Here is an 8,909-nt window from a genome sequence, read left to right as displayed (position 1 = left end):
CTTATACTATCTGTGAAGTCTTGAACCCAGGCAACTGTAGCACAGCTACCACTACAATTGTAGTACATAGAACAGCAGTAGCAGTACCTGTGGCAGTGAACGATATGGATACAACTCCTGTCAATACTCCTATTGTGATTGACGTGTTGCGCAATGATACTCCTCACGGAATAACCCCTCATGTCACTACTACTCCTGCTAATGGTACAGCAGTAGTCAATCTTGATAATACAGTAACTTATACTCCAAATACTAATTTCGTAGGTACTGATACTTTCCTATATGAGCTTTGCAATATTGATGGGGTATGCGTTACAGCTACAGTAACTATAAGAGTTACTAGTGGCCTAACTATTTATAACGCTGTAAATATCAATGGTAATCCTCAAAATGATCACTTCCACATAGCAGGTATAGAATCCTACCCTAACAATACGGTACGTATTTACAACCGTTGGGGAGTGAAAGTATTTGATGTAGAAGGTTATGACAACGTGCATAAAGTATTCAAAGGATTCTCTAATGGTAGAGTAACTATAGAAGGTAGCGAGAACCTCCCTCAAGGTACTTACTATTACGTTATTGAATACATCGATGAAAACAATCAAAAACAATCTAAAGTTGGTTGGTTGTATCTCAAAAAATAAAAACTAAAAAGTAATTCTTAAAAAAAGTAGTTAGTCATTCAATTGGCTAACTACTTTTTTTTATTAACAAATCAACAAATTATTTGTATCTTTGCATCAAATTAATAACCCTATATAAACTAATAAAATGAAATATTATCTCTATCTTTTGCTGTTTTTACCCTTGTGTAATTCCGCTCAAACCCTCCCTTATGATACTCCTGCTTTCAAAACTATCGAAAAAAAACTTAAAATCGATAAACGTCAAGTATATTGGGATTTCTATACTAAGCAAAATATACAAAGTGACTCATTGCATCAACTTATCGCTTTCCCCCTCCTTAAAAGAGAACAAGGTTCTATAAAATTAGATTTGTATGTCATAAATTATAACCTCGTCAAACAAAAAATAGAAGCCTATTACAAAGGAGAAAATCAATGGATTATAAACGAAGATAACTCCTTGAGAGGTTTAGAAATAGTACCTCGTACTCAGATTTTAGATAATAAAAATACTACTTATCAGTTGAGAGCTTTCTTTTCCAATAGCTTGAGATACAACCCTATAGGACGCGAAGAATTGATTTGGCTAATACCCAAAGGTAAAAATCTCCAAAATATCTTTACCGCCAATGTGATGAGTTATTCAGGAAAAATAGAAGAAACCAAAATTAGAAATGGAAATATCCATTGCAATGGCAATAAAGAAGAATTTACTAGCCATTTTGATATTTCTTCCAAAAAAATCCAAGGATTTTATACCCTAATTGAACAACGTACTACCAAAAAAATACAAATCATACCTGATGCTGAAGGTTTTTGTACCGAAGAAATTCTAAACCAACAAAAAACTATCATAGAATGGCAATACAACAAAAAAGAAAAACAATTCAAACCAAATTAACAAATTATTACTACCTTTGCCCCCTCAAAAAAAGATTTACAGCATTATGCCACGTATATATTATAGAGAAAAAAAACTACATGATACCCCTCTGAAAAACGAAGTTATTACGGTTGATTTGTTTGATAAAATCATAGAAATCAGCGCCTTCATCCCAGAAGATGCTCTCCAGATTTTTGAACTCCCTCAAAAGAAATCTACCTTTGCTTTTTGGAAAAAAGATTTGTCTTTTAAATATGCCGTAGTCTGGAATACCGAAAAACCCCACACTACCTATGAATATGGCGACTTCTACCTCCCTAAAGCTATTGTTTTCTTCGATGTAAAAGATGCTTATTTCCCTTCCGATTACTACTTTATAGTAAATATCAACGGACAGTTAGAACTCGGTTATAGCCGCGCTGGAGCAACTACTGCTTGGTACGAACAACCTCAATTGTGGACTAAAGTTTCTAGCCCTAAAATTATTAAACGATTCGAAAAAAGCATCAAAGCTCTTAATTCTCATCTCTTAACTCTTATCTAAAACAAATGTTTACAACAGAATATGATGTGATAGTAGTAGGCGGAGGGCACGCAGGTGCCGAAGCTGCTGCTGCTGCTGCCAATATGGGCGCACAAACCCTCCTTATTACTATGAACCTCCAACATATAGCCCAAATGAGCTGCAACCCCGCTGTGGGGGGCATCGCCAAAGGACAAATAGTACGTGAAATCGATGCACTGGGCGGCTATATGGGTATTATTACCGATAAAACGGCTATCCAATTTAAGATGCTCAACCAGTCCAAAGGACCTGCGATGTGGAGTCCGCGCGCTCAGTCCGATCGTATGCGATTTTCGGAAGCGTGGCGCTTACAGTTGGAAAGCCTCCCTACTCTCGATTTCTTCCAAGGTATGGTAAACGACCTGCTTATCGAAAAGGATAGGGTAGTGGGGGTACGCACCTCTTTAGGGGTTACTATCAAAGCCAAAAGTGTGGTGCTCACCAATGGTACTTTCCTCAATGGGGTGATGCACATAGGGCTTAAACAGTTCGGTGGCGGTCGTGTAGGCGAACCCGCTGCCTATGGGCTTACCGAGTGTCTCGTGCAACACGGTTTTGAAGCTGGTCGTATGAAAACAGGTACGCCACCGCGTGTAGATGCCCGCTCTCTCGATTTCAGCAAGATGATTCCTCAACCAGGGGATGAGCATCCTCAAAAATTCTCTTTTTCTTCTGAAACAAAACCACTTGCTGTACAAAAAGATTGTTATATGACCTACACCAGCGAGCGCGTACACAATATCCTTCGTACGGGCTTTGACCGCTCGCCTATGTTTCAAGGAATTATACACGGCGTAGGACCTCGCTATTGTCCTTCTATCGAAGATAAAATCAACCGTTTTGCCGATAAAGAGCGTCACCAAATATTCGTAGAGCCCGAAGGATGGGATACTGTAGAAATGTATGTCAATGGTTTTTCAACCTCTTTGCCAGAAGAAGTGCAATATGCTGCCCTTAGTCAGGTGGCAGGCTTTGAGAAAGTGAAATTCCTCCGCCCTGGTTATGCAATTGAATACGACTATTTCCCGCCTACCCAACTCAAACATACACTCGAAACAAAACTCATAGAAAACTTATACTTCGCCGGACAAATCAATGGTACAACGGGTTATGAGGAAGCTGCCGCTCAAGGACTGATGGCGGGTATCAACGCTGTGCTAAAAGTGCGCGAACGCGAACCTTTTATACTAAAACGCGACGAGGCTTATATAGGAGTACTCATCGACGACCTTATCACCAAAGGTACCGAAGAACCTTATCGTATGTTCACCTCACGTGCCGAATACCGCACTTTGCTCCGTCAGGATAATGCCGATAGCCGCCTTACTCCTCTGGGATATGAAATAGGTACGGTAAGTGAAGAGCGTTACCGCGCTTGGGAAACCAAAAATCGCAAAGTAAATGAGTTCATTACCTATATAAAGGAATTGAGCGTTACCCCCGACGAAGTGAATCCTATTCTCGAAAAGTACGATTCATCACCAATGAAACAAGGTGATAAACTCCAAAAAGTACTCTCACGCCCCGATGTAACCCTCGCCGATTTTGAGTCTATAGACCGCATCGCAAGTTATATAAAGGAAAATAATCTTAATGAAGAAGAAAAAACTTGTGCTGAAGTAGAAGTTAAATATGCAGGTTATATAGAAAAAGAACGCAATAATGCCGATAAATTGAATCGTTTAGAGAGCGTGCGCATTCCCGATAATTTTGATTACGACAAAATCATTTCTCTCTCTTTCGAAGGACGTGAAAAACTAAAGAAAATACGCCCAACAACCCTTTCTCAAGCCTCTCGTATCAGCGGTGTCTCTCCCGCCGATATTAGTATCTTGTTGATATATATGGGAAGATAAAGTGTTGCTAATTTAGGATTATTCAAAATAATTTTCGTACCTTTGCCCCCGTTATTCTAAAAATAGAGATACAATAATGTTTTTATCACCTAAAAATATCACCTTTTTATTAGCATCATTTTTTGTAATTCAAATCTTCTCTCAGCCTGTAGATGAAGAAGTTACGCAGCTTAGTGAGGTTGTGCTTACAGGGCAATCACCTATTAAGCAAGTACAAAAAGCAGCTTACAACGTGGTTGCTATCGAAGCCCAACAGCTCCGCAATCTCAACAGCAATGCTGCCGATATGCTTGCTCGTGTATCGGGGGTAAAGATGCGCGAAACTGGTGGAGTTGGGGCAGAGACAGCAATCAATCTTAATGGCTTTACCGGTCGTCACGTGCGTATCTTTATCGATGGGGTTCCTATGAACGAAGCGAATGCCTCTTTTCGCATTAATAATATTCCCGCTGAACTTATCGAACGTATCGAAATCTACAAAGGTGTGGTACCTGTTACTTTTGGTGCTGATGCTCTTGGGGGCGCTATCAATGTAGTAACGCGCAAAAGCCGATACAACTACGGCAATCTATCCTATACTTTTGGTTCTTTCAACACTCATAAAAGTACTTTAAACCTCGGGCAATTTCTCACCGATAACATCAGCGTAGAACTCAGTGCTTACCAAAATTACTCCGATAACAGCTATAAAGTATTTACCGAATATCTCGATCTCCAAACAGGTACTTACTCTAAAGAAAAACGTTGGTTCAAACGCTTTCACGACCGTTATCATAACGAGGCTATCATAGGTCGCGTGAATATCTTCGATGAAAAATGGGCTGATAAACTTTCTTTTGCCCTCAATTATAGTCAAGAGGATAAACAACTCCAAAATGCCAACCTAATGCAGATAGTATTTGGAGGCAAATATCGTACTTCTTATACATATTCCTCATCAATGGAATACGGAAAAAGAGAAATCGTTAAAGGATTAAACTTCTTCCTCTCAGGACGCTACGACCTAACCACCACTAATAATGTAGATGAACAAGCACGACAATACAGCTGGAACGGAAATTATCGTGAGAAGCCTACTCGCGGTGAAGCACAATATCAAAATACACTACTCGAAGGAAGAACAGGCTACATAACCTCTCATTTAGACTACCAACTAAAAGAGGCTCACTCCTTTCAGCTCACCCATACCTTTAGTAATTATCAACGCGTAACCAAAAGCCAAATTATTACCCCTTATACCCTCCAATCTGACTTTATGAAACGCATCAATCAAAAAAATATTACCGGATTATCGTATAAATTTACACTTTCTGAACGATGGAATACTCTTGTTTTTGGGAAATACTACAATACCCAAGTAACAGGACCTGTGATTGTAAGTGGCAATGGATATAATGCAGTCTATCAAGAACTGACTCACAATACTGAAGCTTTAGGGTATGGTTTGGCTACTACCTATCAACTATTAAAAACTTTGCAAGCAAAAATATCATACGAAAAAACTTATCGCCTACCTACCGATCGTGAACTTTTTGGAGATGGCGACCTTGAAATAGGTGATAACCAACTCAAACCAGAGCACAGCAATAACCTAAATTTAAACCTTTCCTATCAGCCTACTTTCAAAAATCATTCTTTCTTAATAGAAGGAGGTTTTGCTTATAGGCATGTCAAAGATTATATCATTAGAAACATAAGTAGTGCAGGAGCAGGAAGTAGTAAAAACCACGGCGAAGTACTTAATCTTAGCACCGATTTTTCCCTTAGGTACTTCTATAAAAATACTTTCTCAATAGGAGGAAATTTCACCTATATGGATATCCGAAACAAAGAACGCAAAACCTCCACAGGTGCTACCTCAATCATCTATAACGACCGTGTACCCAATATACCCTACCTATTTGGTAATGCCGACGCTACTTATAACCTACCTAATATAATAACTAAAAACGACCAACTTTCACTCTCTTACAATGCCTTCTATACGGAACAGTTCTACCTCTCTTGGCAAAGCGAAGGAGCCAAAATCATAGTCCCTCAACAGCTCTCTCACGATGTCAGCCTTACCTACCACACCCCTAACAAACGGTTAAGTTTTTCCGTAGAAGCCAAAAACATCACCGATGAGCTCCTGTACGATAACTACAGCCTCCAAAAAGCCGGTCGTGCCTTCTATGCCAAACTCTCCTACCGATTCTACTAACCCCTAAAACCTAATTCCTGACCCCTGAAACCTAAAAATAAATATATGTATATCAATTTTCAAACATTCAAAAAAACGCTACTTGTAGGCTCTCTCTTTAGCCTCGTAGTCCTCACGTCTTGTAAAAAAGACGATGATAATACCACTGGAAGTGAAGATAAAACCATCTTAGGACAAGGTAATTTCTTCATCGATGCAGGTGGTGAAAACAACAGAACCCGTTATGTACTCCTCTCAAACAACGTAGAAAGCGGAGAAGTACCTTTAGGCTCAAATGTACAAGAACTTAAAAAAGCAAACGGATACTTCTGGATGTTCCATAAAAATACAGCTATGGGCTTGTCGTATGAGTTCAACGCAGCAGGTATCGGCGTCTCATATATACGTACCGATAAAGGTGTAAAACCCCTTACCGAGTTCGGAGTAGCCGAACGCGCCACCACTTTTGGCTATTTCGATAATTATTTCGTTACGGCTGTGGGCGGACAAACTTTCGCCGATGGTAGCGGTAGAGATGGCGCCACCTTCGTCTTCCGCAATGCTAACGACTATACTGAAGTCTCAAAGAAAACCATCCATACCAAAAACCTCTTTACTGAAGTAAATGGAGATACAACCACCAAAACAGAAGAAATTGTATCCTTCGCTGGTATCTTAGACAACGGCAATGGCGAGTTCCTCACCGGTATGATAGTCTCCGACTATAAAGATGTAAGACCAGGACAAGGATCAAGCACCGGCAAAATCAACAAACCCGATATGCTCTATGTAGGCGCATTCGACAAAAACCTAAACTTAAAACGTTACTACAAAAGCGATAAACTAAGCTACTCATCAGGGCGTTTCAAATCTCAATATCTATTAGAAATGGGTAAAGTTGAAAACGGCGATGTATATGTATTCTCAGGAGGTATTGCAGCAAAAGCCGAAAATGCAACCAAAAAAGCAGGTGCTTTGCGTATCAAAAACGGAGAAATCAATTTCGATAGCTCCTACTTCTTTGATATCGACGCCGCTTCTAACGGAGGTATCTTCCGCCGTGTATGGCATATCACAGGCAATAAATTCTTGCTCGAGTTCTTCAACGATGCAACCAAAGCAACCCTCCGCTCAATGGATGTCTACAAGTTCGCCATCGTCGATGTAGAAGCCAAAACAGTAAACTGGGTAACAGGTCTCCCCGAACCAACTAAATTCTCTAATATTGTTTCAAATCCTGTAGCACCTTGTGTCTACAACGGCAAAGTATATTTACCCGTAAATGAACAAGGTACCGACCCAGCTATCTATATCATCAACCCTGCTACCAATACTGCTACTAAAGGCTTAGTAGTCAAAGGCGCTTCTTTCATCAACGCCATTGGTCACTTCAAATAATAAAACAAAGAGGTTGTCCGAAAAGTCTCAAAATCGCTTTTGCATCACAAACTTTGTCAAAGTCCCAAAACTTTGACAAAGTCTATAGATCTGAAAATCAATTACTTTTAGAGTGTGTTATGTACGGGCGTTTTGCAAACGCCCGCATAAATAAAACTTTTCGGACAGCCTTTTTCCTATTTTTACTTTTCACGTTTCACTTTCTCCAGCCATTTCTCAGTAGCTCTCAAATACTTCTCACTCGGCACAAACTTATAATGCAACCTTTTAGAAAGTGCCTCATACCGTTGCTGGATAATCGCAGGATTTTTCTCAATATCATTGCGGTCGATAAACATCTCTGCAAAAAGCCTCCGCATCAAATCCATATTCCCTACCACCTGCACCGTACCGTGATTCTCGTTGGGATATTCAGCAAAATAAGTCTCCAAATTCTTAAAAGCTCCCTTTGTAGTCATTGCCTGCACCGACTCTATCGCCTCACGATGCCTACTGCGACCATTATTGCGCACCTTCTTCCCCGAATACGATAAATAAAAAATCCGATGTTTGAAATCCTTTCCTTTACTCGCTTCGAACAACCGCTCTCCATCGTTTTTCCCCCACCATAAACTCGGGTCGTGTGCAATATAAGCATTAAATAGCTCCGTATGTTTGTTAAGAGCAGAAACCACCGCCAATCCACTTAATGAGTGACCTACTAAAATGCGAAAATCACTACATCTGTATTGTTTTTTAACCAAAGGAATAAGTTCATCAGCCATAAATTGCCAAAAACGATCACCATCGCTCCCAAAATCCCTTTCACGCTGAGTGTTTTCAATTCCAATGACAATCATTTCAGGCACATTAGGAACCCCCTGAGCCAGTTTTTCCATTAAAGTACTAAAATAGTTGAAGTTTGTCTCCCCATCCAGCAGATACACCACCGGATAATCCGTTGCTTTCAAGGTAGAATCATAATATGAATCAGGCAAATACACACTTATAGAGCGTGTTTCACCTAATGTTTTAGAAGAAACCGATAATTGTTCACCTATACAAATAGAATTCTGCCCTATAGCAAAAGAGCAAGCAAATAACCAAAATATAAAAACTCTTTTCATTATTGATTTATATAAATAATTGTAAATTGTTAATTATAAATAGGTGCAAAGATATTAAAAAATATCAACTACTCAATTATTCTCACTGCTCCCACCATTCCCTCCCTCCAAAACCTCCAAGTTTCTCCCCCAAAAATCCCCCACCCCTCCCACCTCATCCCTGCCCTTGCAACTCACCCCGCCCGTGCGGATCGCACCCCCTCCTGAGTTTCTCCGAGTCTCTCCGAGTTTTTCTTCAAAAAATATTTCACTCATTATCAACGCATTATAAAAAACTTTCAAAAAAAGTT

General features: G+C 39.8%; 8 protein-coding genes. 6 read left to right on the top strand and 2 right to left on the bottom strand.

The annotated features are described in order from the left end of the window. The 6 genes from Q0162_RS02415 to Q0162_RS02390 form a co-directional block, all read left to right on the top strand. Window positions 1-647: gliding motility-associated C-terminal domain-containing protein (locus tag Q0162_RS02415; RefSeq protein ID WP_297888551.1), on the top strand; the 647-nt coding region annotated here is incomplete at its 5' end. A 127-nt stretch (window positions 648-774) separates the two neighbouring features. Further along, complete coding sequence (locus Q0162_RS02410) at window positions 775-1,530, top strand: hypothetical protein (RefSeq protein ID WP_297888547.1); 756 nt, start codon at window positions 775-777, stop codon at window positions 1,528-1,530. A 46-nt stretch (window positions 1,531-1,576) separates the two neighbouring features. Beyond that, window positions 1,577-2,056 (top strand): hypothetical protein, encoded by a 480-nt coding sequence (locus Q0162_RS02405; RefSeq protein WP_297888544.1) that lies wholly within the window; start codon window positions 1,577-1,579, stop codon window positions 2,054-2,056. Between the two features lie 5 nt (window positions 2,057-2,061). Next, complete coding sequence (mnmG, locus tag Q0162_RS02400) at window positions 2,062-3,933, top strand: tRNA uridine-5-carboxymethylaminomethyl(34) synthesis enzyme MnmG (protein ID WP_297888540.1); 1,872 nt, start codon at window positions 2,062-2,064, stop codon at window positions 3,931-3,933. A 76-nt stretch (window positions 3,934-4,009) separates the two neighbouring features. After that, window positions 4,010-6,136, top strand: a complete 2,127-nt coding sequence (locus tag Q0162_RS02395) for a TonB-dependent receptor (protein ID WP_297888537.1) — start codon at window positions 4,010-4,012, stop codon at window positions 6,134-6,136. A 45-nt stretch (window positions 6,137-6,181) separates the two neighbouring features. Beyond that, window positions 6,182-7,513: a DUF4374 domain-containing protein gene (locus Q0162_RS02390; RefSeq protein ID WP_297888534.1), complete on the top strand. Its 1,332-nt coding sequence runs from the start codon at window positions 6,182-6,184 to the stop codon at window positions 7,511-7,513. Window positions 7,514-7,695: 182 nt separating this feature from the next. Here the strand turns inward: Q0162_RS02390 and Q0162_RS02385 are convergent, their stop codons facing one another. Beyond that, the gene (locus tag Q0162_RS02385) at window positions 7,696-8,619 is read right to left on the bottom strand and encodes an alpha/beta hydrolase-fold protein (RefSeq protein ID WP_297888531.1); all 924 of its coding nucleotides are present in this window, start codon (window positions 8,617-8,619) and stop codon (window positions 7,696-7,698) included. Window positions 8,620-8,691: 72 nt separating this feature from the next. Then, window positions 8,692-8,909, bottom strand: a 218-nt coding sequence (locus tag Q0162_RS02380) for a hypothetical protein (RefSeq protein WP_297888528.1), incomplete at its 5' end; no start/stop codon positions are given.

This window comes from uncultured Capnocytophaga sp. (assembly GCF_937936315.1).
Lineage (GTDB): Bacteria > Bacteroidota > Bacteroidia > Flavobacteriales > Flavobacteriaceae > Capnocytophaga.
The sequence above is the reverse complement of the archived record's forward strand: the minus strand, read 5'-3'. Positions and strand labels throughout refer to the sequence as shown.

What these genes read in the sequence shown, in the direction of transcription:
- Q0162_RS02405 (WP_297888544.1), top strand. Translation starts at nt 1,577, where the DNA reads ATGCCACGTATATATTATAGAGAAAAAAAACTACATGATACCCCTCTG.
- Q0162_RS02410 (WP_297888547.1), top strand. Translation starts at nt 775, where the DNA reads ATGAAATATTATCTCTATCTTTTGCTGTTTTTACCCTTGTGTAATTCC.
- Q0162_RS02395 (WP_297888537.1), top strand. Translation starts at nt 4,010, where the DNA reads ATGTTTTTATCACCTAAAAATATCACCTTTTTATTAGCATCATTTTTT.
- mnmG (WP_297888540.1), top strand. Translation starts at nt 2,062, where the DNA reads ATGTTTACAACAGAATATGATGTGATAGTAGTAGGCGGAGGGCACGCA.
- Q0162_RS02385 (WP_297888531.1), bottom strand. Translation starts at nt 8,619, where the DNA reads ATGAAAAGAGTTTTTATATTTTGGTTATTTGCTTGCTCTTTTGCTATA.
- Q0162_RS02390 (WP_297888534.1), top strand. Translation starts at nt 6,182, where the DNA reads ATGTATATCAATTTTCAAACATTCAAAAAAACGCTACTTGTAGGCTCT.